A 23,160-nucleotide genomic window follows, 5' to 3' on the forward strand; every position below is an offset into this window, starting at 1 on the left:
TTTAAAGCAGGTTATCCGCAATGTTTTCAGATATGATTCTTTCACAGTAATCACATCTGAGGAAAACATACCTGTTTTCGTTGTTTACGGTAAAATTTGATTTGATGGGTTCATTACTGTTTGTGATACAATTAGGGTTTACACATTTAACTACACCCTCGATATGTTCTGGTATCTGGACCTGTTTTTTACTTGCTACTTTGAAATTACGTATGATATTGATGGTAGCATTTGGTGCAATTAATGCTATTTTATCAAATTCCTGTGCATTAATTTCGCGACCTTCAATTTTTATAACATCTTTTTTTCCGTGTGAACTCGGTGCATTTATGAGCACACTCATGATTCCTTCAGATGTACCGGGTTTTCCGATTATTTTGAGAACATTTAACGCCTGACCTGCAGTTATATGGTCTATAACAGTGCCGTTTTCAATAGGCTGAACTCTGATTTCATGTTTCTCATTAGAGTTTTCGATAGTCATTCTATACACCCCATTATAAGCGACAGTAACGCCATCCTGACAGGGACACCGTAAAATGATTGTTTGAAATAACATGCGTGAGATGTAAAGTCCACACCAGAATCAATTTCGTTTACTCTGGGAAGTGGATGCATGATTTTTAAATCGGGATTTGCATTCTTAAGGAGTTCAGTTGTAATCTGTAAACTGGTTGATACTCTCTGATATTCTGCAGGGTCAGGGAAGCGCTCTTTTTGGATTCTTGTAACATAGAGTACATCCACATCCTGTATCGCATCTTCCATAGAATCAGTCTGCTTTACTTCTATACCTCGGTTTTTGAGATCTCTTATTATTTCACGGGGCATTCTGAGCTCTTTTGGAGATACCAGTGTTATGTCGGCGTTGTAATGAGATAACGCATAACAGAGGGAATGGACAGTGCGTCCGTATTTAAGGTCTCCTGCAATAGCTATTTTGACACCTTCCAGTCGGCTCTCTCTCCGCATGGTGTATAAATCAAGAAATGTCTGGGTAGGGTGGTGTCCCGCACCATCACCTGCATTTATGACAGGTGTTGATGTCATTTCAGCTGCCATTTTTGCAGAACCTTCTTTAGGATGTCTCAGTATTATCCCGTCAGCGTATCCCTCTATCACACGTATTGTATCTGCGAGATTTTCGCCTTTTGTAATAGAGCTTGCATCAACAGCACCAAGGCTTAATACATCACCGTTAAGCCTTTTTATGGCGGTTTCAAAGGACATCCTTGTTCTTGTACTGGGTTCAAAAAAGAGGACTGCCAGAATTTTTCCGTTCAGAATGTCGGATTTTTCTTCATTTTTTGCGATGGGTTCAAGTTTATCTGCAGTATCAAGGATATGGTCTATCATATCCCTTGAAAAGTCTTTCATTGAGATTGTGTCAAAGTCTTTGAATCTCATCCGTTTATCCAGAACAACGACATGGAATATATTTTTTGCTGATTAAATCTGGGATGAAAATCGGTTCAATTAAAATTTAATACGTTTTTTAGTTTATACAAATTCAGTTTTTACATTCTATACATAAAATCTAATTTAGATTTTGATGCAAATCGAAATTATTTAATATATATTTTTCATTTATAAAAAAAATAAGTAATTATCCAATTTTTGGTTGGAGTATGTCAGTATTAATTATCTGCATCATTATAACATTCTTATGGTTCAGGTTTCTAATTTTTCGAAAAGGTAATTGCTTATTACCAGAAGTATAAACGTAACTACCAGTAAAATACCTATATCAGTAACTATTCCAAAATCAGAGCTACCTATCATGGTACCTCTTAATCCATCGACACCGTAGGATAGTGGATTGAGTTTTGCCATTGGGGTAACAAAATCAGGAAGGTTATTTATCGGAAAGAGTGCACCAGACAGGAAGAATATTGGTATTATCACAAGGTTGATTATCAATGGAAAAGCTTCAGGGTCATCCAGTTTAGCACCCATTGATATTCCAAGCAGTGAAAATAAAAATGAGATTAAAAACATAAACAGTATTATCAATGGTATAAATAACAGACTATCTAATCTGAATCCTATAAAATAACTTACAGGTAGCAACACGATACCCTGGAACACTGCAGTAGTGGCTCCACCTATGGAATGTCCGATTAATAGAGATATACGGGGGACGGGTGCAACGAGACTTTCTTTTAAAAAACCAAATTGTTTGTCCCATAATATAGAGACCCCGTTAAATACTGACCCAAACAAAAGTGCCATACCCAGTATTCCCGGTGTAAGGAATTGAACATAATCTCCTCCACCTGCTTGTTGGAATACTGGTCCAAGTCCAAACCCGAGAGCCATAAGGAATATAGTTGGTTGGGCAATTGAAGCTATAAGCCTTGGTTTTGATCTCCAGTACTCTTTTATTTGTCTCATCCACATGATGCGTATTGGGCCAAGCATGTTTATACCTATAAAATCTATAAAATATAGTTAACGCCGGATTTCATGTCCTGTAAGTTTCAAGAACGCCTGTTCCAAGGTATCAACCCCTGTTATTTCTTTAATTTGTTCAAAAGTTCCAATTGTCTGTATCTTACCTTTGTCTATTATGGCTATGCGGTCAGCTATTTTTTCAGCCTCGTCCAGATTATGTGTTGTTAGAAATACGGTAAGGTTGTTATTTTCTTTTAAATTTCTTATATATTCCCACATAAACGCTCTTGTATGTGCATCCAGTCCAAGTGTGGGCTCATCAAGAAAAAGCACCTGTGGAGTGTGGATAAGTCCTCTTGCAATTTCGATTCTGCGTTTCATCCCGCCAGAAAAGGTTTTGATAAGATCATCTTTTCTATCCAGAAGTTCAACATTTTCAAGTAGTTTGTTCACCCGTCCTTTAATTTCTTTTTTGGGAAGTCTGTAAAGCACTGCATGATATTCCATATTTTCATATGCAGTCAATTTTTCATCAAGGCTGTTGCTCTGGAAGATAACACCTATGGATTTTCTTACATCATTTTTCTTGTGCAGAACATCGTATCCGTTCACTCTGATATTTCCTGATGTAGGCTGGAGTATGGTTGTTAGGATTTTAAGTGAAGTTGTCTTACCAGCTCCATTAGGCCCCAGAAATGCAAAAATTTCTCCTTCATTGACATTGAATGTAATATTATCAACTGCTGTAAATTTTTTATATATTTTTGTTAAAGAGTCAACTTCAATTGCATTCACTTTATCCAGCCTCTTGATTAATGAAATTATATGTAGTTTTATTTTCTGCTTCATCTAAGCAATAAAGATGATATTAAATTTGTTGTAACATTGGTTGTTACATAATTGGAATTAACAGGCTAAAGTAGAAAAAAGGTATACATGAAAATTCATATAGAGGAAAAAACGGCGATTGCCAACAAAATACCTATTTTATCATACGTGAATATAAATGTTGTAATATCCCTGCTGGAAGATACAGAGAACAGTTAATATTATAAAAGAGGCTGGTAGAGGGAAAGAGAGGGGATAAATGATTGGCCAGCCTCATATCATAATTATTTCAGGTATATTTTTCTGTCTATTTCCTCGAACTGCTCATAGTATTTGGCTCTCTGGAACAATTCCTCGAAGTATTCGTCCATTTCTATCACCAATACCCCAATATGACTTCTTAATATTTAAACAAGAGCCAAGCAGTGTGAAAGTAATCACATTTTTAAATGGTTGACCATAAAAACAGCATGCAGATAAATTTTAATTACTTTTTCTATAGGCCAATCTATAGAAGAAAACAGTTAATCAGTGTATATAAACTACCGAATTATTTTGGTTTACAGAATAACAAAAATTTTGGAATTTGTATATCAGTAGCATATTTTATTTAAGAATGGAAGTTGTTAATTATTTTTGGAATTGACCAGAATCTTAAATCCTAATAGTTTATATAACACATTTAATTCCTTTCAATTATTGGGAATAGGAGAGGGGGATATATCTATTGGTTGACCTATCATTATTACAGTATATGCACCCAGTATTGCAGGCACTATTTGCAGGGGTTTTTACATGGTTGATGACCCTTACCGGTGCATCTGCGGTTTTTCTTATCCGGGATGTAGACAGATTGATAATGGATATAATGCTGGGTTTTGCGGCAGGTGTAATGATTGCCGCCAGTTACTGGTCATTACTTGCCCCTTCTATAGAAATGTCATTGCAAAACGGTCAACTGCCTTGGTTTCCGGCTATGGTAGGTTTTCTTCTTGGAGGGCTTTTTTTGCGTATTATAGATAAACTATTACCCCATCTTCAATATGGTAGATCAAGGAATGCAAGTGAAGGAATAAAAAAACCATGGAAACGCAGTACTTTGCTGGTTCTTGCTGTAACTCTTCATAATATACCCGAAGGACTTGCAATAGGTGTTGCATTCGGTGCAGTAGCAGGTGGAGGATACCCCTATGCTACATTATCAGGAGCAATGGCTCTAACCATAGGTATAGGCATCCAGAACCTTCCTGAAGGGACAGTGGTTTCAGTTCCGCTCAGAAGAGATGGGATGTCCAGTCTCAAAAGTTTTCTCTATGGACAATCATCAGCGATAGTGGAACCTGTAGCCAGTGTAGTGGGTGCAGCTCTTGTGATTCTGGTTCGTCCACTATTACCCTACGCACTCGCATTTGCGGCAGGAGCTATGATTTTTGTAGTTGTAGAAGAAATGATTCCCGAATCTCAGAGGGGAGGAAACGCACCACTTGCAACAATGGGTTCTATGGTGGGATTTTCATTGATGATGGTTCTGGACGTAGCATTTGGTTGACTCTTTGATTATATTTTCTTAATTATAATGATTTATCAGGAAAAATTATATATGGATTTGATTCATAAAAGACAGATGTAGTTGTGGGGTTCTGGATAATCATTTAATATGTATCAAGTTCAGATTCCCTTTACGGCCCTTTTAAAGAAAGATATTTTCTTTCTGGTTAGTTAATACCTGTATATAGGGGGATATAATAAATGGCAAAAGTAGCTAGAGAAGTAGTTGAAAAAGCAGGAGTGGATGTCGATAAATTAGTTGATTTACTTGTTAAAAATGCAGCAGCAGAATTTACAACGTTCTACTATTATACGCTATTAAGGTTCAATTTAATAGGACTGGATGGTGAGGGTATAAAAGAGATTGCAGAGGATGCACGTATAGAGGACAGAAACCACTTTGAAGCCCTGCTTCCAAGGATTTATGAACTTGGTGGTGAAATACCAAATGACATGAAAGAGTTCCACGATATATCAGGGTGTCCACCAGCATATCTTCCTGAAAACCCAAATGACGTACAGGAAATACTTAAAGTGCTGGTAGAAGCTGAAAGATGTGCAGTACGTCAGTATACCCATATATGCAATATGACAGCTGGTAAAGACCACCGAACCTATGACCTGGCACTTGCTATTCTTCACGAGGAAGTACAGCACGAGGCATGGTTTGCGGAATTCCTTGGTGAAGGTCCATCAGGACACTTTAGACGTCCTGCAGGTAAAAACTCACCATATGTATCCAAATTCCATGAATAATTAATATAGGGGCGGTCTGATGCCATCAGACCCTTTTCTTTAAAAATCATTTTCCTTTATGTACGGATAACTCCATAACCTGACGTACTCCCACGGATAAATCCGTTGGGTTTTGTGGTCGGTGGGCATTACACCGTTGCAACTTGCGGGGCGCCAGTACTCCCGTACGATGCATCTCTGTCTGCACCGCATTGATCACCGGAGCGCATAGCTATATTGAACGCCGCGTTTGCGTCCGCATGATCAACGTGCCCACAATGAGGACACTCGAACGCATCACCGTTTCTAATACCCAGATAACCGCATCTACTGCAATCCTGCGAGGTATATTCAGGATTTATAAATTCAATTTTGACTCCAAGCAGCCTGGCTTTGTATTCCAACATAAATTGCAGTTGATAGAACGACCAGCTGTGCAGGGAGTATTTGAACGATTTTTTACATCTCGCAGAATCCCTTATACCTTTCAGGTTCTCCATCCTGATACCACTGTTATTGGAAGCTGCGGTTTCCACTATCTTGGAACTGATTTTATGGTTCAAATCCCTGACAATCCTTGATTCTCTGTCCTTGACCTGTTTAACCTTCTTGTATTTCCCTTTGAGCTGTAGCTTCTTGCGGTTGTTTTTATATTTCAGATGTGTATGTAGTGCTTTTTTGCCCAGTTTCCAGATTTTACCAGTCTTTGGATTTGACATCACAGCTATATGTCCGGTTGTGTTCAAATCGACACCTAGATAATTATCCGGTTCGATTTGCTCTCTTTCAGGTACGGTCACTGACACATAGACATATTTCTCACCGACTTCAATCTGGTTGATTTTTTCAAAATTATCAGGGAAATGGTATTTCAGAGTTAAATTTAAAGGTATTATTCTTATTGTTCTTTCGTTTCTTCTAAGTTCGATTTTTTGGTTAGGTATTGTCAGTTTAACACTGGTTACCTTTTTAGCGGTTTTGTCATTAGCGTATTTCTTGAGAATCTGATTGGAAATAGCCGAATTTAATCCGATATGCTTGACATCTTTAGACGAACGGGTACGATATTTGATACCATATTCAGCTACTTGCTTAGCTTTTGCAAGCTCATCAGAGAAATCCCGATTATGTTTGATTTTATAAGTTAGTATCAAATACCATCGCCTCTGTTAAAAGATACGGGCTGATATAAAAAAAATTATGGTGAAAAATCAATGACCAACGGGGTTGTTTCATCCAACGGTTAGAAACCGTTGGCTTTCACGTACCCCTGTTGCCCCACTTTCGTAATCTATTTTAGTGCGGGAGGTGCGATTCGAACGCACGTACTCCTTCGAGACTGGACCCTAAATCCAGCGCCTTTGACCTGGCTCGGCAACTCCCGCGCCTGAGGTACATATACAATGTATCCCTACATATTAACGTTACGGATTTATTTTAGTTTTAATTATCCACTCAGTTGTTTTTCAATGTCGGATTTGAGTTTTTGAATTTTGGGATTGTCAGGGTCAAGTTTTAGTGCTTTATTGAATTCATCAAGGGCTGCTTGATATTTTCCGAGATTGATAAGATTGATACCATTTAATTTTCTAAGATTTGCCGTGTTATAACCCATTTCCAGAACTTTATTAATACATTCTGAAGATTGTTCATACATTCTTAAATGGAAACAGGCTTTCGCCTTATCATAGAGGGCATTGGCGTTATCTGGCTCGAGTTGTAAAGCATTGTCAAAGCATTCACAAGCATTTTTGTGTTTTTTCTCTTTTCCAAAAACCCTACCCTTCTTAATCCATTCAGCTGAAGATATTAATTTACTGTTGCCGAATTTATCCAGAGGTTTTGTTCCAGATTTTGATTTTTTGGGTGGAGTGTATCTGGGTTTTGCAAGCATTTCACGAAGAATCATTATAGCTGCATGTTTATCAAGGGGGCTGTTATTGTTACCACATTTTGGAGACTGGATACAGCTTGGACATCCATCGTTACAAGGGCAATTCTCGATAGCATTTAAGGTAACATCCAGCATCTCAATGAGCTTATGGTATCCGTTTTCGGCATAACCCACTCCTCCATTATGCCCGTCATAAATGAATATACCACTTTTACCTCCGATATCAGAATGGTTGGATTTTGAAAGACCTCCAACATCATTCCTGTCCGCCAGAAGGTGAATAGGATACATTGCAATCATACCGTGCTCTACAGCATGAATACCCCCGTCAAAATCAAGGTCGCAATTGTTTACAAGTTCTTTAAACTTTTCAGGCAATTCCATCCATAAAGATTCGGTTTCAAGGGTTGTCTTTGGCATGTCAAGTGAATATTCTCCCAGTTCTTCTTCACTATACTGCTGGAACTTTTTGTACCCAGTCACCTGTTCTTCTACTTCAACACTGCCGTATCCGATTGTTATATCATTTGATGTACTAAGAGAGCTGTTTTCATAAACTTCTTTTACAGATATTTCTGAATCAATTAATGGTTTGGTATAGTAGTCAGCTCGGGTTTCCTGAACATAAATTTCACCATTTTCATGATTCATTTCAGTGACAATGTACGGAGTTCCTTGGCTCAAATATATTGACTCTTCAAAAGCTTCCCTGAATGCCTGTGAACTTTGTATATCTTTTTCAAGGGTTTTTCTTTTATTACCACTGGTCAGTACTATAGTATATCCATGCTTGCTTATATTACGGATGGAGACATCCATATGAGGCTGGGGAATTAGTGATGATTTTGGTTCTTTTTCTGTAATCATTTTCTGGTTTTCAAGTGACTGCACAATACTGTGGAATTCAGATCCAAAATACATTTCTTCTTTTTCTCTTAGTGGTATTTCTTTAGCAGCACAAAGGATATGACCTTCCTGTATATACGGATTTGATACATTAATAACAGCTTTTTCAATGTTTTTCCTGAAAAATTTACCAGGATTCCTCATGTAATACTGGTCAAGAGCATCAGGTCCTGCTACCATGAAAACCGCACTTTCATTATCTCCACGACCGGCTCTTCCTGCCTGCTGTTTAGTATTCATCACTGTCCCTGGATAACCATCAAGGACACATACATCAAGTCCGCCGATGTCAATACCAAGCTCAAGCGCATTGGTTGAGATTACACCTCTAAGTGTACCCTCAGACAATTGTTTTTCAATATTTTCTCTGTCATCTTTGTGATATCCTCCTCTGTATGAACATACTTTTTCAGAAGAACCACGGGTTTCAAGTTCTTTTTTAGCAGATAACGCCATTCTTTCAGCTTTTTGTCTTGACCTTGTAAAAATTATAGATTGATAACCGTCCTGTACAAATGTTGAAAACAGCCTTACAGATTCATAGAAACTGGCTTTTCTGACATTGAAACCTTTCTTATTTATAAAAAGAGGAGGATTCCAGAAAACAAATTTCTGCGGACCGTTACTTGATCCATCACTATCAATAACGGTGACATCCTTTCCGGTAAGACTTGATGTATGTTCTTCAGGGTTTCCTATTGTTGCTGTACAGCAGATGTATTGTGGATTTGAACCGTAGTAGTTGCATACACGGTCCAGTCTTCTGAGAAGGTTTGCCATATTACTGCCAAGAACTCCCCTGTAATAATGGCTCTCATCAAGGACAATGTATTTCAGGTTGGAAAGAACTCTAAACCATTGATGCTTCCACTGAAGCAGGCTCATATGAAGCATTTCAGGGTTAGTAAAAATGATACGCGAGTTATTTTTTGCAGATTTTTTCTCTTCATCAGGTATTGAACCTATGAACCTGCTTATATCTATATCAAGTCCAGTTTCATTCCTGAAATTCTGGAATTTTTTTACCTGGTCATTAACAAGAGCATTCAAAGGTGAGACATATATTGCAGTCGCATCATTGTTATCCATAAGGTATTCAAAAACAGGTATCAGATAAGAAAGTGTTTTTCCACTTGCGGTACCTGTCGAAAGTACTATATTTTTTCCTTCTCTTATATTCTCGATTGCCTCAACCTGATGTTTATACAGGTTATTTATTCCTGCTTTATCCAATCCATAATTTATCAGTGGTTTCAGTTTAATGGTTTTATACTCTGGCTTTTTTGCAGGTATATCTTCAATATGTACAATCTGGTTCTGATATCCTCTGGATGACTTTATTTTATCAATCTGGTGTATAATGCTCATTTCAAAAATCCACTATTAACTGAATTTCTTTTTGTATTAACATTGTATATCGCAGGTAGTTTAATATGAACATCAGTACCTGCATTTTCCTCACTATCCACCCAGATGTATCCGCCATGGGTTTCAATTGTTTTGTTGCACAGATACATCCCGAGGCCTGTTCCTTCATATCTGCGGGTCATTGAACCATCAAGTTGATAAAACAGTTTGAAGATATCGGGAATAGATTCTTTTTTGATTCCAATACCGTTATCTTTTACAATTAAATGAACAAAATTATCTGGACTCCTGCCATTATCTCCAAAAGCATGTATCTGTATCTTCCCACCTGATAAGGTGAATTTGCGGGCATTATCAATAAGATGAACCAGAACCTGCATCAGATAATCTTTATCTCCGCTAACATATGGAAGATTACCATCTACGTATTTTTCAATTGTAATTTTCTTTTCTTTAATCTGCAGACTTAGGTTTGAAATTACACCATCAATTAGTTTTTCTACATCAACAGGCTTGAATTTATATTGGATTTTTTCTGTCTGTAATTTGTTTACATAAAGCAATGATTCTATTAACCACTTGAGTCTATTGCAGCTTTTTACAATACTATCCATCCCTTCTTTTTGCTTTTCATTAAGGGCTCCCATTTTTTCATTGTATATCAGTTCACTGAAACCTTTAATAGATGTGATTGGAGTTCTTAATTCATGGCTCAAATTGGATATGAACTCATCCTTCATCCTGTCCAATTCTCTGAGCTCTTCGTTTGTTTTTGACAGTTTTTCAGAATAAATTCTTAGCGTTTCTTCTGCTTTTTTGCGTTCTGTGATATCCAGAAGTGTAGCTATAGCGATTTTTCTTTCAGGTATAGAATTTACTGCCATACTGATGTATTTCTGGTTGTTATTTCTGTCTATAAACCTGAATTCGTATTTTCTGGGTACTGATGTGGGATTGGTTAACAGTTTATAGTAATTATCCTTAAGATACGGTAAATCCTCTTCAACTATAAAATCAGTCCAGTTTTTCCTTTTTTCAATTTCTTCTTTGGAGTATCCAGATAATTTTTCGAATTCCCTGTTAACAAGCAAAAACGTTGAATTTTCGTCTGCAATAGCAGTAGCAGACCCAGTTGTTTCAAAAATAGTTCTGTAGCGTTTCTCACTTTCTTTTAACGCAACTTCAGTCTTTTTGCGTTCCGTAATGTTTCGAGTGCCAAATATTGCCTTGACATCATTTTCATCTTCATCGTAGACTACATTGCCGACAGTTTCCAGCCACAGATAGTAACCGTCAGAATGCTGGTACCGATGTTCTACAGTTGCAGATTTCTGGTTATTTATACATTTATAAAAAAGATGCTTCAACTTGTTCTGGTCTTCTGGATGAACATAATCAAATACATTTTTACCTACTAGGTACTGCGGTTTGTATCCAAGGACATATTCATGTGATGGGCTTGCATATTCAAACACTCCATTTTCATCTGTCTGGCTGACAAGATCAAGCATGTTGTTGGTAATCCTTCGATATAATTTTTCATTTTCCTTTAACGCTTTTTCCATCTTCTTTCTGTCTGTGATGTCCCTTGCAATGCTTAATATTGCGGCTTTACCTTCATACTCTACCAGACTGGAATTTATAGCCACAGGTATTTTTCTACCGGTTTTTGCTACATGTACCGCTTCAAATGCAAAATGGCCATTATAAAGAATGCTATTGATGCGAGTTTTAATTTTTGTTTTGCTTGTCTCATCATCAATACCTTTGGGTCCCATGGCAAGCAATTCTTCTCTGGAATATCCAAGTCTTTGAACTGCGACATCGTTTACATCCAGAAAATTCCCTTCAAGGTCATGAACAAAGGCAGCATCGTTCATACCATTGAAAATATCCTGATATTGTTTTAAAGACTGCTGCATCTTGTTATAAGCTTTTATTTTCTCGTCTTCAATTTCCAGATTGTACAAAGCATACGACAAATCATTTGAAAGCTCTTCAAATAATTCCAATTCATCTTTATCTTTCCCGTATTCAGACGGAACAGTGACAGAAAGAATTCCATAAGTTCTGTTATTGTATTCCAGTTTTCTGGTCAAACTGTTACCTTTATGCACATCAGGAAGCGGACAATTGACACAGGGAGAAACTAGATCTTTTACTACTATAGTATCAGATTGGTTCAGTGATTTTTGTACACAATCAATCAATCCACCGTTTTTAAGCTTATCTTTTATAAAAGCAAATTCATTACCCATTCCAGCCTGTACAACATTGTTGAATTCACTGTTTTCATCCATTAGTGCTATCCATGCATTGTGATAACCTCGGGTTTCAACCAGTGATTCACAAGCTTTTTGTATTAACTGAGAGCGGTCATTTTCATGGGTTATGAGCTGGTTTACATTCCGTATTGCTCTTAATACTTGGTTCAGATATTTTTGTTTCTTCTCTGCCTGTTTTCGTTCTGTAATATCTATACCTGAACTAAGAGTACCTGTAATGTTTCCATTTTCATCCTTTAGAACGGTATTGTGCCATGATATAACCCTCTCTTCACCTGTACCGGTCAAAACTGGATTTTCAAAGCGTTGTGTTGTTTGAATATCCCCTTCTAACAATTTTCCTGAAACATATTTTATATCGTTTTTATACCTTTCAGGTATAAAATCAAATATGTTACTTCCTACAATTTCGTTTTTGTTATAACCAAGGATTTCGCAACCCTTGTTGTTGATAAGAGTAATGTTTTGATTACAGTCAAGTACCAGTATAATGGTACCAGAAACATCAAGGTATTTTTTCATCAGGTCTTTTTCCTGTTTTAGTTCGCGCGTTCTCTCTACTACGCGTTTTTCCATTTCTTTGTGAGAACTTTCAAGCTCTTTTTCCATTTGTTTTTCTGTGGTGATGTCCCGAAGGTGTTCTATAACCTGTGTTAATTTGCCGTTTTCATCCAGAACAGGGTAGGCTCTTACATCAATCCACACCCCCATACTGTCGAAGTATTTTTGAACCTGTGACGGTTTTTTAGTTTTGTAAACGTTTTTGGTTGCACAAATATCACATGGTGATTGCCTTCCAATAATCTCAAAACATTTTTTACCCTTTACCTCTTCAGGTGAAACGTTCAGGAACTTATATCCTGCTTTATTATAACAGATTACTTCATGGTCTGTATTCTGGATTCCAATGACATCAGGTATTGCGTCAAAAATAGTATCAAAAGGAATGGATGATTCAGAATCAGGAGATTTGAGTTGTTTTACCTGATCACGTAACGTTTCCAGTTCCCATATTAGCTGTTTTTTGGTTTTGTTTTCATCCTGCATATTCTTTTACCGGTATATAGGTAGTTTTGAGTGGGTTAGTTATTATCAGTGTTAATAACCAATACACATAACAAATTACAGCAAAAATTACTGAATATAGTAATTATGGATAATGATTTATATTAATATTTATGCTTTTTTTATAGGTTATCAGAATATTTGAGAACCACGCACGATTGAGTGCATTTACCGCATTTTGTACAAGAATCGTCTATAATAATGTTGGCGTGGTCTTCTGTACCATCGGATAATTTCACAGCATCAACCGGACAGATGTCTTTACAGATACCACATTTCTTACATTTTACTGCTCTTTTCAACTGTTTTATGGTTTCTTTAAAAACTGTGTGCGACCTATCCTTTGTTTTTGCTGTGACCTTTATATTTCCGGATGAAAAGACTTTGATGCTTGCAGTATCGGTTTTTACGAGTAATGTTCCAAGGTCTTGTGAAAAAACGGTTTTACCCATTATATTCATGATACCAGCACCCTGGTCAATATACATGCCTCTTACAGTTCCTTCAACAGTATATCCGCCTGATTTGCAGGGAGATATTCCAGATGTCATTTCCACACTGAATGGTTCTTCAGGTTTTTCAGGTGTTGTTTTAATATCCAGTTTTTCAGCAAGTTTCAACATTTTGGGTGGTAATTGTCTCCATCTCCAGAATCCATGCTCAACAAATTCTTCAGGTAATCCGTTTCTGTGAGCCCAATTAAGAAGGAAATTGTTCCACCTGTCATACATCTCAGGGTGTATCTCTTTCATCCTTTGATATTCCGCAGAAAGTGCCGCTGGACAGAGATAACATCCAACCCTTTCAAAACCCATGTCATAGAGTGGATTGTATTCAAGTTTTTGCCAGTAGATGTACAACCAGAGTTCAATCGCTTTCCAGTCCTTGATTGGAAATATATTCAGCTGGTTGGGAACGAAAGGATTCCGTTCTATAGTGGAGATTGCAGACCTTGAAAACGACTCATAAGTACGTTTACCATCTACAGTAAGACAGATTTCTCCTTTTTCATTACATTCATCAATTATAATATTTGCAGGAGCCAGTTTACAAACTTTACAGCACCATCTGAAATCTTTGGCAGGAGGACCAAAATCAACTACTTTTTCCCAGAATTTATTACCTGCACTGGATTCAACAAAATCTATATCGTTTTCACTGGAAAACCGTCTTGCAAATTCGACCGTTTCAGGATATTCAATACCGGTATTTATGAAAAACGCTTTAAGTTTCCTGTTTTTAAGAGCTTTTCTGGTCAAATCCAGAACAACCAGACTGTCTTTACCTCCACTAAAAGATACATGAACAGGCAAGTTTTTGTAATCTTTCTGGTTCACAATACCCTTTATGGTGTTCATGGCGTTTTTCTGGAGCTGTTTTAAATGGGAAATATTGGCATTTATAACATCGTTTAAATCAGGATTTTTTTCGGATAAAGTTACTTTAGAATTGTCAATTTTTTTGACTTTCAAGACCGATTTTTCAGATGCAGAGAAATTCTTGCTGTCAAGATATGCAGTTCCATAACCTGTAAGCTTGGGCGTTTTCACAAGAACCTGTTCACCATTTTTTATATCATCCGTGTAATATTCAATCTGATTAAAATTTAACTTTTTACCGCTTAAATGGCGTTTAGTATCCTTAATTGTCACTGTTTTTTTATTTGTATGGTTTAGCAGTATCTTTGAACCGCTTAAAGAAAGGTCGAATTTGTAATCAAGTGTTTCAAGATCATACCGCAACACACCGATATGGTAACCATCTACAATAATCTCATCGGTTTTGTCTTCACCGGGAATTTTGTTAAAAAGTATCAGTTTATCCTTTATCGGATTGCAGCCAAAAATGGATTGAAGTTTTCGGGATAATATTTCACGTTCATAAGAAGAACAGAACCTTATGTCACCGGGCTGTGACAGGTTTATTTTGTTACCGCTTTTATTGCATACCCCGCATTCTTCTCCTATAATTGGTACATTGCACTGGTTACACCAGAAAATGTAATTTTTATCATAGGTAATCTGTTTTTGTTTTTTGCGGTCTCTTGGTCTGGGTTTGTTTTTTGAAAATTTGGACTTGTGCATCTGTATCAGATATAGTAGAACAGGGTTTTAAAAGGCTTTGGTGGTTTTAGTTAGGTAATGTTTAGTTAACAGAACATATTAATCTACTTTATATCGTTGGTATTTCAAAGAATAACGATTTGGATTTGTAAATCAAGTGAGAGGTCATCTTAATTGAACAGCACTATAAACAACACTAACATTTTTGCTTTTTTAATTAAATGGTTAACTTTCTGAACTATTACTTGAAATGCAGGAGATACTACAGCAGAAAATTGGCACTACAAAAAAATCGGATTTTCTAAAATTAATTTGAAAAATCTATCAAACTTAATTGAAATTATATCGGTTTTCAAATAATTATTTTTAATTCAAGTTAGACGATTTTATTTTGTTAAATTTTATATAAAATAACATAAAAATATATTATTTATAATGGCTGATGCAGATTCTACATCTAAAATACTGATAGTAGACGATGAACCTGATCTTGTAGAATTATTAGCGGATTATTTGGACAAATATGATACGATTTCTGCTTACAATGGACAGGAAGCTCTAGAAATAATTGAGTCTGAAAATGTAGATGTTGTTTTATTGGATGTTATGATGCCTGACATCAATGGTTTTGAAGTCTGTAAACAGATAAAAAGTGACAAATTTCTGGATTACATACCGGTTTTAATGATAACTGCTTTATCAGACCATGATAATAAAATTCATGGCCTCGATTCTGGTGCAGATGATTTTCTTACAAAACCTGTTGATGGTGAAGAACTAAATGCAAGGGTGAGGTCGTCACTAAGAATCAAGAACTTGCATGATGAATTAAGAAAGAACCACAACGAGTTATACGGACAACATCAAATAAGGAATATATTGACAGGAATAATTCCTACATTACTGCAACAGCTTCCTAAAGAAAAAAAGAAAGTTTTAATATATCAAATGGTCAATGAAATTGAATCTCTGTTTAATGAAATGTATGCGTCAAATAACAAAAACACAGATAAATGTCTGGATAGTGAAAATATAAATCCGGACAATGTTAAATATATATGTACTGAAGTTATGAATTATCTAGGTGGCAATTTCAGCACAAAAGATTTTGAAAGTAATGGAAAACTTCTATTTACACTTGAAGGTACAACTTGTCCATGGTGTGCTTCGCAGGCAAAAATGAATCCTATTTTATGTAATCTTACAAAAAAAATTATCCATAATGTAGTTTCTAAAGCATATAGAAATATTTCTGTAAATACAGTAAAAACCATGGGCAATGGAAACGATACTTGCTACTTTGAAATCTTGAAAAATGATTAAGAACTTATAGAATATATATCATTGTTTTTGATTTTTGTTGTTTGATTGTACACTGGTATTGTAAATGTAAAGGTAATCCCATTATTTGGTTCACTTTCAACCCAAATATCACGAGAAACGTCGCAAGGAAGCTCACTGCTTCAGCAGTTTGAGGAATTGCGATCATCGATTTTTGTATTTGGATTTAAATTAAATTTGTATAATTGATAGGTGTATCCATCGAACCTCTGTATGAGTTTTAAATATTTATGGTTTATACCCTGTGCAATCCTTTTAGCACCGCTTTTGATGTCGAAATATCCGCTGCTTCTGCATGCAACTGCACCTTTCCAGATAACTTTGTATTTTCCTTTCGGGACAACTGATTTTATGATGTCTCCAGATTGGAAACCGAATATGTATTTGATTCTGGGTGCAGGTCTTCTTGGAAATCCGTATCTGTCAAGTTTGCATCTTTTATAACTGCCTCTTCCTTTAGCATGGATATATAAGATTGAATCTATTTTGAACTTCAGTTCATCCGGTGTGGATTTACCTACACAGCACGCATCGAAGTGATGGTCTTTCGGCAGGTTCAATTTTATCCTGTTCATCTTGGTCAGTGCACCTGTACAGCATTCTACAAGTAGTTTTGTATCTTTCAGCACTTCAAAGACCTTCCACCTTGTAGAGTTAACTACCGCTGATTGTAAATGGATATTTCTTATGAATCGTGGCCTTCTCGGCTTTCAGCAGTATTCTTGCTTTAGCCGGATGGCACGGTGTTAACAGTTTCTTGTTTTTGTTTAATACGAATACCATGGATATTACTCCTTTCTCTGCTATCGTGCAGGTTACGCGGCTTATCAGCCGTCTCCCTTCGACAAAGTTATCCCGGCTTGTCGTGTACAGCACACTGTCCCTACCTCTCAGGACTGTTTAATGCTGTGCGATAGAGCAGCGGACCAGAGATGCATTCGGGGGTATCATGGCCGGGATAACGTAGTTCCTTTAAGGAACTGAGTCTGGTCAATCAGGGCTTGCCGCAGGGACAAGCCCACCTCCTTTAGAGGTGGGTTATTGACCTTCATGCATATTAACCAATCGTTTAACTAATGTTAACCCTAAACCAATACCTTGATACTTCCGATTAAGACCTGAATCTAATTGTTTGAATGATTTAAAAATCTCGTTTTCCTTGTTTTCAGGTATACCGATACCAGTATCAATCACAGAAAATTGGTACTCTTTAGCAGTTTGTTTTATATCAACTGTAACAGAACCACTTTCTGTGAATTTCACAGCGTTACTGTTTCATTTTTCGTGAAAATCCAGTGTATCAAAAACCATAGTAACTTTATTTCAGTCTAATTTTTAGAGCATAAAACCAATAATTCAAAATTATGTATGATGTGATAATTGTTGGTGCAGGTCCGGCAGGATCGACAGCTGCAAAACATACTGCTGAAAACGGACTGGATACAATAATCCTTGAGAAACAAAAATTACCACGGAAAAAGCCTTGTGCCGGTCTCGTATCCCAGCGTGCCCTGAACAACCTTGAAGTAGAAATTCCTGAATCTTTGATAAAAAGGAGATGCTATGGAACTCGAGTGATATACAAAAAGCATGTACTGGAATCAAAACTGGATAGTCAAGTGGGTATACAGGTTTCAAGAAGTGAATTTGATTATTACCTTGTACAACAGGCTGCCAATGCAGGTGCAAAGGTTTTGGATAATACTCTAGTAAATTCAGTCTATGAAGATAAAGATTATATTTCTATCAATACTAATGAAGGTTTGTTCAAATCCCGGTTTTTAATCGGTGCAGATGGCGTCAATAGTGTATGTTCCAGATATATATCGGGTGTTGAATCTGGTAAAAAAGCTTTTTCGCTGAATTCTGATGTACCGGTTTCGGTTGAATATATCAACAGTAGGTATTCGGATTTAACAGAAGTTGATTTTGGGATTGTTAAAAACGGCTATTTCTGGGCATTTCCAAAAGATATCCACATATCAGTTGGAATGGGTATATTCGGAAACACATCAAAATCAAAACCCTTGAATGCATATAAGGCTAATATAAAAAACAAAGGTTTTGATTATAAAAAACCCCAGGGTCATTTTATACCAATAGGTGGTTATAAAAGAAAGATTTGTTCAAGCCGTATATTGCTTGCTGGTGATGCAGCCGGATTTGTTGATGCTTTCCTTGGAGAAGGTGTTCCGTATGCAATAATGTCTGGAAAAATTGCAGCAAATACCATAATTGAAACTTTTAAAGATAACAACTTTTCAGATGATAAACTTTCAGATTATGTTAAAAAATGTGATGATGCTTTTAAAGAAAACCTGAAATATTCTCTTATCTTTTCAAAACTGTTTTACCGGTTCCCAAGTATCTTTGCAACGATGCTAACAAACAATAAAACCATGTTAGACCATGCGCTGCTTGTTGTAAAAGGTGAATCTGGATATAAACAATTTGTCAGATGGTTGGTTCCACGATTTCCGTATTATATAATGAAAATTTTGAAAAACAGGTCTATTCATCGGTTAAGAAGCAATAATTAACTTGCTGCAATACAATAGGTAAATCAGGATGAGCGAATACAAACTTTTTGCACAGCGAATCGGACTAGTCGGTATTACAAATTTTATTGGAAGTTTAAGTGGACTGATACTGCTTCCTATATTAACAAAGAATATGTCGATAGAAAGTTACGGTATTTGGGTTCAGATTATCGTCACGGTAGGTATAGTTCCCAACATCGTTATGCTTGGATTACCTGCTGCAATGGTTCGGTATTTACCATCTATTAGTTCAAAAAAAGATTTTCAAGATGTATTCTATTCGTTTTTGTCTATAGTTATAGTTACAGGGTTTTTGGCATCTTTTCTGGTGTCTTTTTTTGCAGACAACATAGCTGGTGTTTTATTCGAAGGTAATGCAGTTGCTGTGCGGATTTTGTCAGCAATCATATTTCTGGAATCCATAAACGGTATACTTTTTAATTATTTCCGGGCAACACAGCAAATCAAGAAGCATTCAGTTTTACTGATTACAAAAACTGTCCTTTTTATTCTGCTTGTGTCATTTTTTGTATTGATGGGCGAGGGACTAACTGGTGCACTTGCAGGTCTTTTAACCAAAGACATCATGGTATTACTAGTTACAATTGTTATGATAATATCCGAAATAGGTATTAAAAAACCAAATTTTGCGAACATAAAAGAATATCTTGGGTTTGGTTTGCCGAATGTACCGGGCGGTATGTCGCAGTGGATTGTAAACTCCAGTGACCGGTATGTTATCAGTGGTTTTCTCGGGGCTTCTGCTGTTGGTCTATATTCACCGGGCTACACTCTTGGGAATATTGGCAGGATGTTTCTTGCACCACTTAATTTCATGCTGCCGATGATTTTATCCAAATACTATGATGAAAACAATCTGGATGAGGTTAAAAAGATTCTTAGTTATTCTCTGAAGTATTTCCTTGCTATAGGAATACCTGCTGTTTTTGGGTTATCTTTTCTATCAGAACAGATATTGTTGATACTATCAACCCCGGAAATTGCATCTAAAGGTTATCAAATCACACCGTTTGTAGCATTGAGTGCGCTGGTATTTGGAGTTTTTATTATCTTTGAGAAGGTTATTTATCTGGAAAAGAAAACAAAAACTATCGGGAAAATCTGGATGTTTGCTGCTGTTTTAAACCTTGGACTGAATATATTGATAATTCCTTATATCGGTATCATAGGTGCAGCTGGAACAACCCTCTTATCATTTATTGTAGGTCTTTGTTTGATTGTGTATTATTCCTCAAAATACCTGAAGTTTGATGTAAATTTCAGATTTATATCAAAGAGTCTTATTGCCTCGATTTTAATGTCTCTGATAGTTATAACATGGGATCCTACAAACCTGTTAAACGCCCTTGTTATGATTGGAATTAGTGCAGTGTTCTATTTTGTAGTTTTAATTTTGATGAAAGGATTCAGCAGGGATGAAATAGAGTTTTTCAAGAATCTGGTTAAATCATGAGCCTGACTGCTCTCCCACGATAATTTGTGGGGTTCTCTTGAACCACGATACCCTCAACCTTTTATCAGGTTGAAATGCAACCTGAACAGGATAAAACAGAAGTCGTCCAATCAGTTGAAGGATTTCCAGCACAAAAAGACAAGGAACATCGTTGACAATATCGAAGCAAACGTGATAATCCTCGGTGATTTATCCGCCAAACAGATGGCATCGAGCGAGAAAGGAGATAGAAAATCCAGTAAAGCACGCACCGCGGTACCCACAATTCAGGTCACATCGGACGGTTAGCTCAATTTCTGACACTCTAAATCAAAGATTTAGAGTTATTCTTAAATCTGCGATTTAAGAAGCCTATAAATCACAAAGAATAGGCAAAAGGATAATAGAAATTGATGAATCGTATACATCTCAGGATTGCTGTAATTGTGGTTACCGGCAGAATATGCCTTTATACGAGAGAACCTATGATTGTCTCTATTGCGGACAGTCTATAGATAGGGATAAAAACAGTGTCATAGTGATAATGGAGAGGTACTTACGCCAGGTTCAAGATACATCCTACTCCTGAACAGGAGAAGAAACTGGATGAGACTCTGGAATACTGCGGGTCGATCTGGAACCATCTTCTATCACTTCAAGTTGATTTATACGAAAGATTCGGTCTATCCGTAAAGAGATCATCTCTGGAAAGAGACCTCAAGAATCTGGACTATCCTATACATTCTTCGGTAAGACTGGATGTATTCCATCGCTTGCATTGTTTATTGCATCTTGGATACTACCACCAGTGGAACGTCAATTTGTTCTCCTGATGCACCTGGAATCAGTAGTAACATCGCTGATATTATTAATATTGCTATTTTTGAAATTGTGTTATTTTTAATATATCATTCACCTTAATGCTTTGGTTTAACCAAAGAGTTAGCTATGGCCACATTGTAAAATCCATAAAAAAACTATTCGCCATCAACTTTAGCAATGTAGATGTTCAACGCTGGCTTTCTGATATTTGTACCTCTATTTTTGAGCGTTACAATTTATATTTATATATCTAAACAAAGTTACTTATATTTTTTAATACTCTCTGTACATATATAACAAGGATTTCACGAGAAGCGTCGCAAGGAAGCCCACTGTTTTAACAGTGGGATGAATTGCGACCATCTGTTTTTATATTTGAGTTTAAATTTAATCTGTCTAATTGATAGGTATATCCATCGAACCTCTGTATGAGTTTGAAATATTTGTGGTTTATACCCTGTGCAATCCTTTTAGCACCGTTTTTGATGTCGAAATATCCGCTGCTTCTGCATGCGACTGCACCTTTCCAGGTGCCTTTATACTTTCCATTATCAACTATCGCTTTTATGATGTTTCCTGACTGGAAACCGAATATGTATTTGATTCTTGGTGCAGGTTTTCTCGGGAAACCATATTTGTCCAGTTTGCATCTCTTATAACTGCCTCTACCTTTAGCATGGATATACAGAATCTCGTTTGTTTTGAATCTGAGTTCATCCGGAGTGGATTTGCCTACACAGCATGCATCAAAGTGATGATCTTTAGGCAGGTTTAATTTTATCCTGTTCATCTTGGTCAGTGCACCTGTACCGCATTCTACAGGTAGTTTTGTATCTTTCAGTAAATCAAAGACCTTCCATCTTGTAGAGTTAACAATCGCTGTATCTTTAAGAGGTTTCTTGGCTTTATCATGCACTTCAGGATGACCGAATTCTTCAGCAGTCATTTTACCTTTGTTCTGGTTGCAGTCGTGACAGGAAATCGCCAAGTTGCTGACTCTGTCAGACCCATTTCTAATTCTCGGTACGATGTGTTCTACTTCCAGTTGTGCATCCTGTCTACCGCAATATACACAGGTTCTCTGGAATTTGTCAAGCAGATACTCTCTAACTTCGTAACCCTGTAGATTACCTTGCTGGTACTCAATACCTTTGATTTCAGGGTTTTCCATCAGCTGAGTGTCGAATCTGATATTTTCATAAGATATTGAGCTTATAGGAATCAATTTCCTAACCCATGATTGTATGTTGTCCACTCTGCTCTGGAGGGATGGCGGCAACCATCCTTCAGTTCTTTTTCTGTTATCGAATCTGGGTTTTCTGTATCTCAGGTTCTGTGATCTTCTTCTGCGTCTGAAACTCCTCCTATCATCAAGTTTCTTTTTAATATCAGTTCTGTGATTAACCTGGGCTAACCAGACTACATCTCTGTTGCTTTTAAGTACAGCTAATCCTGTGTATCTTGAGCCATAATCTATCTTCAATCTAAAGTCATCTCCCTTCGACAAAGTTATCCCGGTTTGTCGTGCACAGCACACTGTCCCTACCTCTCAGGACTGTTTAATGCTGTACGATAGACCAACGGACTAGGGAAGCATCCGAGGGTATCGTAGCCGGGATAACGTAGTTCCTGTAGAAGGAACTCAGTCTGGTCAATCAGGGCTTACCTCACCGGGCAAGCCCACCTCTTTACAGGCTGTCCGACAATTCATTATTATCAATTTATTTTTATTTATTATTTAAATAAACGTAGGTTGAAGATTAGTTTATTTATCAATAGCATTTATCCAATCATTCCAAAAACCAAGTATGGCTAATATTACCTGATATAAGAGAAACAATATAGATTTATCATATCACTTACTTAGCAGGTTCTTTTGTAGAAGAGTTCCATTTTAATATTAATTGTCGGACAGGCT

General features: G+C 36.7%; 20 protein-coding genes and 1 tRNA gene. 8 read left to right on the forward strand and 13 right to left on the reverse strand.

All coding sequences use genetic code 11. The features are described 5' to 3' along the window. Position 1 precedes the first annotated feature (1 nt). The 4 genes from pyrI to QZ276_RS01370 all read right to left on the reverse strand — a co-directional run bounded on the left by pyrI (position 2) and on the right by QZ276_RS01370 (position 3,243). Positions 2-484, reverse strand: a complete 483-nt coding sequence (gene pyrI / locus QZ276_RS01355; RefSeq protein WP_292484589.1) for an aspartate carbamoyltransferase regulatory subunit — start codon at positions 482-484, stop codon at positions 2-4. Then, positions 481-1,407, reverse strand: a complete 927-nt coding sequence (gene pyrB, locus QZ276_RS01360) for an aspartate carbamoyltransferase (protein WP_292484591.1) — start codon at positions 1,405-1,407, stop codon at positions 481-483. Before pyrB ends, pyrI begins: the two co-directional genes overlap by 4 nt. 264 nt (positions 1,408-1,671) lie before the next feature. Continuing rightward, on the reverse strand, positions 1,672-2,421 hold the full coding sequence (locus tag QZ276_RS01365; protein WP_292484593.1) for an ABC transporter permease: 750 nt from the start codon (positions 2,419-2,421) through the stop codon (positions 1,672-1,674). Positions 2,422-2,451: 30 nt separating this feature from the next. Then, positions 2,452-3,243, reverse strand: coding sequence for an ABC transporter ATP-binding protein (locus tag QZ276_RS01370; protein ID WP_292484595.1), 792 nt, complete (start codon positions 3,241-3,243; stop codon positions 2,452-2,454). Positions 3,244-3,949: 706 nt separating this feature from the next. Here QZ276_RS01370 and QZ276_RS01375 point away from each other — a divergent pair. Both QZ276_RS01375 and dps read left to right on the forward strand, forming a co-directional pair. Beyond that, positions 3,950-4,771 carry a ZIP family metal transporter gene (locus QZ276_RS01375; RefSeq protein ID WP_292484596.1) on the forward strand — a complete coding sequence of 274 codons (822 nt, stop codon included), beginning with the start codon at positions 3,950-3,952 and terminating at the stop codon, positions 4,769-4,771. Between the two features lie 200 nt (positions 4,772-4,971). Then, complete coding sequence (gene dps, locus QZ276_RS01380; protein ID WP_013195079.1) at positions 4,972-5,526, forward strand: DNA protection during starvation protein; 555 nt, start codon at positions 4,972-4,974, stop codon at positions 5,524-5,526. Positions 5,527-5,654: 128 nt separating this feature from the next. Here the strand turns inward: dps and QZ276_RS01385 are convergent, their stop codons facing one another. The 5 genes from QZ276_RS01385 to QZ276_RS01405 all read right to left on the reverse strand — a co-directional run bounded on the left by QZ276_RS01385 (position 5,655) and on the right by QZ276_RS01405 (position 15,107). Then, complete coding sequence (locus QZ276_RS01385; protein ID WP_292484598.1) at positions 5,655-6,659, reverse strand: transposase; 1,005 nt, start codon at positions 6,657-6,659, stop codon at positions 5,655-5,657. A 146-nt stretch (positions 6,660-6,805) separates the two neighbouring features. Beyond that, positions 6,806-6,890, reverse strand: a tRNA-Leu gene (locus QZ276_RS01390). A gap of 62 nt (positions 6,891-6,952) precedes the next feature. Beyond that, the gene (locus QZ276_RS01395) at positions 6,953-9,673 is read right to left on the reverse strand and encodes a DEAD/DEAH box helicase (RefSeq protein WP_292484599.1); all 2,721 of its coding nucleotides are present in this window, start codon (positions 9,671-9,673) and stop codon (positions 6,953-6,955) included. Further along, positions 9,670-13,005: a PAS domain S-box protein gene (locus QZ276_RS01400; RefSeq protein ID WP_292484601.1), complete on the reverse strand. Its 3,336-nt coding sequence runs from the start codon at positions 13,003-13,005 to the stop codon at positions 9,670-9,672. Before QZ276_RS01400 ends, QZ276_RS01395 begins: the two co-directional genes overlap by 4 nt. Before the next feature lie 140 nt (positions 13,006-13,145). Next, on the reverse strand, positions 13,146-15,107 hold the full coding sequence (locus QZ276_RS01405) for a phosphoadenosine phosphosulfate reductase family protein (protein ID WP_292484603.1): 1,962 nt from the start codon (positions 15,105-15,107) through the stop codon (positions 13,146-13,148). Positions 15,108-15,521: 414 nt separating this feature from the next. On the opposite strand from QZ276_RS01405, the gene QZ276_RS01410 reads away from it, so the two are divergent. After that, positions 15,522-16,409: a methanogen output domain 1-containing protein gene (locus QZ276_RS01410; protein WP_292484605.1), complete on the forward strand. Its 888-nt coding sequence runs from the start codon at positions 15,522-15,524 to the stop codon at positions 16,407-16,409. A 140-nt stretch (positions 16,410-16,549) separates the two neighbouring features. Here QZ276_RS01410 and QZ276_RS01415 read toward each other — a convergent pair whose 3' ends face one another. The 3 genes from QZ276_RS01415 to QZ276_RS01425 form a co-directional block, all read right to left on the reverse strand. Then, complete coding sequence (locus QZ276_RS01415) at positions 16,550-17,056, reverse strand: hypothetical protein (protein ID WP_292484607.1); 507 nt, start codon at positions 17,054-17,056, stop codon at positions 16,550-16,552. Between the two features lie 25 nt (positions 17,057-17,081). Then, entirely contained in the window at positions 17,082-17,210 is a 129-nt protein-coding gene (locus QZ276_RS01420; protein WP_292484611.1) for an RRXRR domain-containing protein, read from the reverse strand. Between the two features lie 255 nt (positions 17,211-17,465). Continuing rightward, positions 17,466-17,690: an ATP-binding protein gene (locus QZ276_RS01425; RefSeq protein ID WP_292484613.1), complete on the reverse strand. Its 225-nt coding sequence runs from the start codon at positions 17,688-17,690 to the stop codon at positions 17,466-17,468. Positions 17,691-17,791: 101 nt separating this feature from the next. Between QZ276_RS01425 and QZ276_RS01430 the strand changes: the two genes are divergently transcribed. From QZ276_RS01430 to QZ276_RS01445, 5 genes are all read left to right on the forward strand, one after another. Then, positions 17,792-18,967, forward strand: a complete 1,176-nt coding sequence (locus QZ276_RS01430; RefSeq protein ID WP_292484615.1) for an NAD(P)/FAD-dependent oxidoreductase — start codon at positions 17,792-17,794, stop codon at positions 18,965-18,967. Positions 18,968-18,995: 28 nt separating this feature from the next. After that, positions 18,996-20,441, forward strand: coding sequence for a lipopolysaccharide biosynthesis protein (locus tag QZ276_RS01435; RefSeq protein WP_292484617.1), 1,446 nt, complete (start codon positions 18,996-18,998; stop codon positions 20,439-20,441). Positions 20,442-20,510: 69 nt separating this feature from the next. Continuing rightward, positions 20,511-20,729, forward strand: coding sequence for a hypothetical protein (locus QZ276_RS01440; protein ID WP_292484619.1), 219 nt, complete (start codon positions 20,511-20,513; stop codon positions 20,727-20,729). A gap of 100 nt (positions 20,730-20,829) precedes the next feature. Beyond that, a complete protein-coding gene (locus QZ276_RS11520; protein ID WP_369334623.1) occupies positions 20,830-21,009 on the forward strand; it encodes a zinc ribbon domain-containing protein in 180 nt (59 codons plus the stop codon). A 25-nt stretch (positions 21,010-21,034) separates the two neighbouring features. Further along, complete coding sequence (locus QZ276_RS01445) at positions 21,035-21,253, forward strand: hypothetical protein (RefSeq protein WP_292484627.1); 219 nt, start codon at positions 21,035-21,037, stop codon at positions 21,251-21,253. Between the two features lie 326 nt (positions 21,254-21,579). On the opposite strand, the gene iscB is transcribed toward QZ276_RS01445, so the two are convergent. Next, positions 21,580-22,779 carry an RNA-guided endonuclease IscB gene (iscB, locus tag QZ276_RS01450; RefSeq protein ID WP_292484621.1) on the reverse strand — a complete coding sequence of 400 codons (1,200 nt, stop codon included), beginning with the start codon at positions 22,777-22,779 and terminating at the stop codon, positions 21,580-21,582. Between the last annotated feature and the right edge of the window lie 381 nt (positions 22,780-23,160).

The sequence above is a fragment of the Methanohalobium sp. genome (assembly GCF_018609725.1).
In the GTDB taxonomy this organism is placed as follows: Archaea; Halobacteriota; Methanosarcinia; order Methanosarcinales; family Methanosarcinaceae; genus Methanohalobium.

Coding starts and splice junctions, on each gene's coding strand:
- pyrI (WP_292484589.1), bottom strand. CDS start 484: ATGACTATCGAAAACTCTAATGAGAAACATGAAATCAGAGTTCAGCCT.
- pyrB (WP_292484591.1), bottom strand. CDS start 1,407: ATGAGATTCAAAGACTTTGACACAATCTCAATGAAAGACTTTTCAAGG.
- QZ276_RS01365 (WP_292484593.1), bottom strand. CDS start 2,421: ATGCTTGGCCCAATACGCATCATGTGGATGAGACAAATAAAAGAGTAC.
- QZ276_RS01370 (WP_292484595.1), bottom strand. CDS start 3,243: ATGAAGCAGAAAATAAAACTACATATAATTTCATTAATCAAGAGGCTG.
- dps (WP_013195079.1), top strand. CDS start 4,972: ATGGCAAAAGTAGCTAGAGAAGTAGTTGAAAAAGCAGGAGTGGATGTC.
- QZ276_RS01395 (WP_292484599.1), bottom strand. CDS start 9,673: ATGAGCATTATACACCAGATTGATAAAATAAAGTCATCCAGAGGATAT.
- QZ276_RS01400 (WP_292484601.1), bottom strand. CDS start 13,005: ATGCAGGATGAAAACAAAACCAAAAAACAGCTAATATGGGAACTGGAA.
- QZ276_RS01405 (WP_292484603.1), bottom strand. CDS start 15,107: ATGCACAAGTCCAAATTTTCAAAAAACAAACCCAGACCAAGAGACCGC.
- QZ276_RS01410 (WP_292484605.1), top strand. CDS start 15,522: ATGGCTGATGCAGATTCTACATCTAAAATACTGATAGTAGACGATGAA.
- QZ276_RS01420 (WP_292484611.1), bottom strand. CDS start 17,210: ATGGTATTCGTATTAAACAAAAACAAGAAACTGTTAACACCGTGCCAT.
- QZ276_RS01430 (WP_292484615.1), top strand. CDS start 17,792: ATGTATGATGTGATAATTGTTGGTGCAGGTCCGGCAGGATCGACAGCT.
- QZ276_RS01435 (WP_292484617.1), top strand. CDS start 18,996: ATGAGCGAATACAAACTTTTTGCACAGCGAATCGGACTAGTCGGTATT.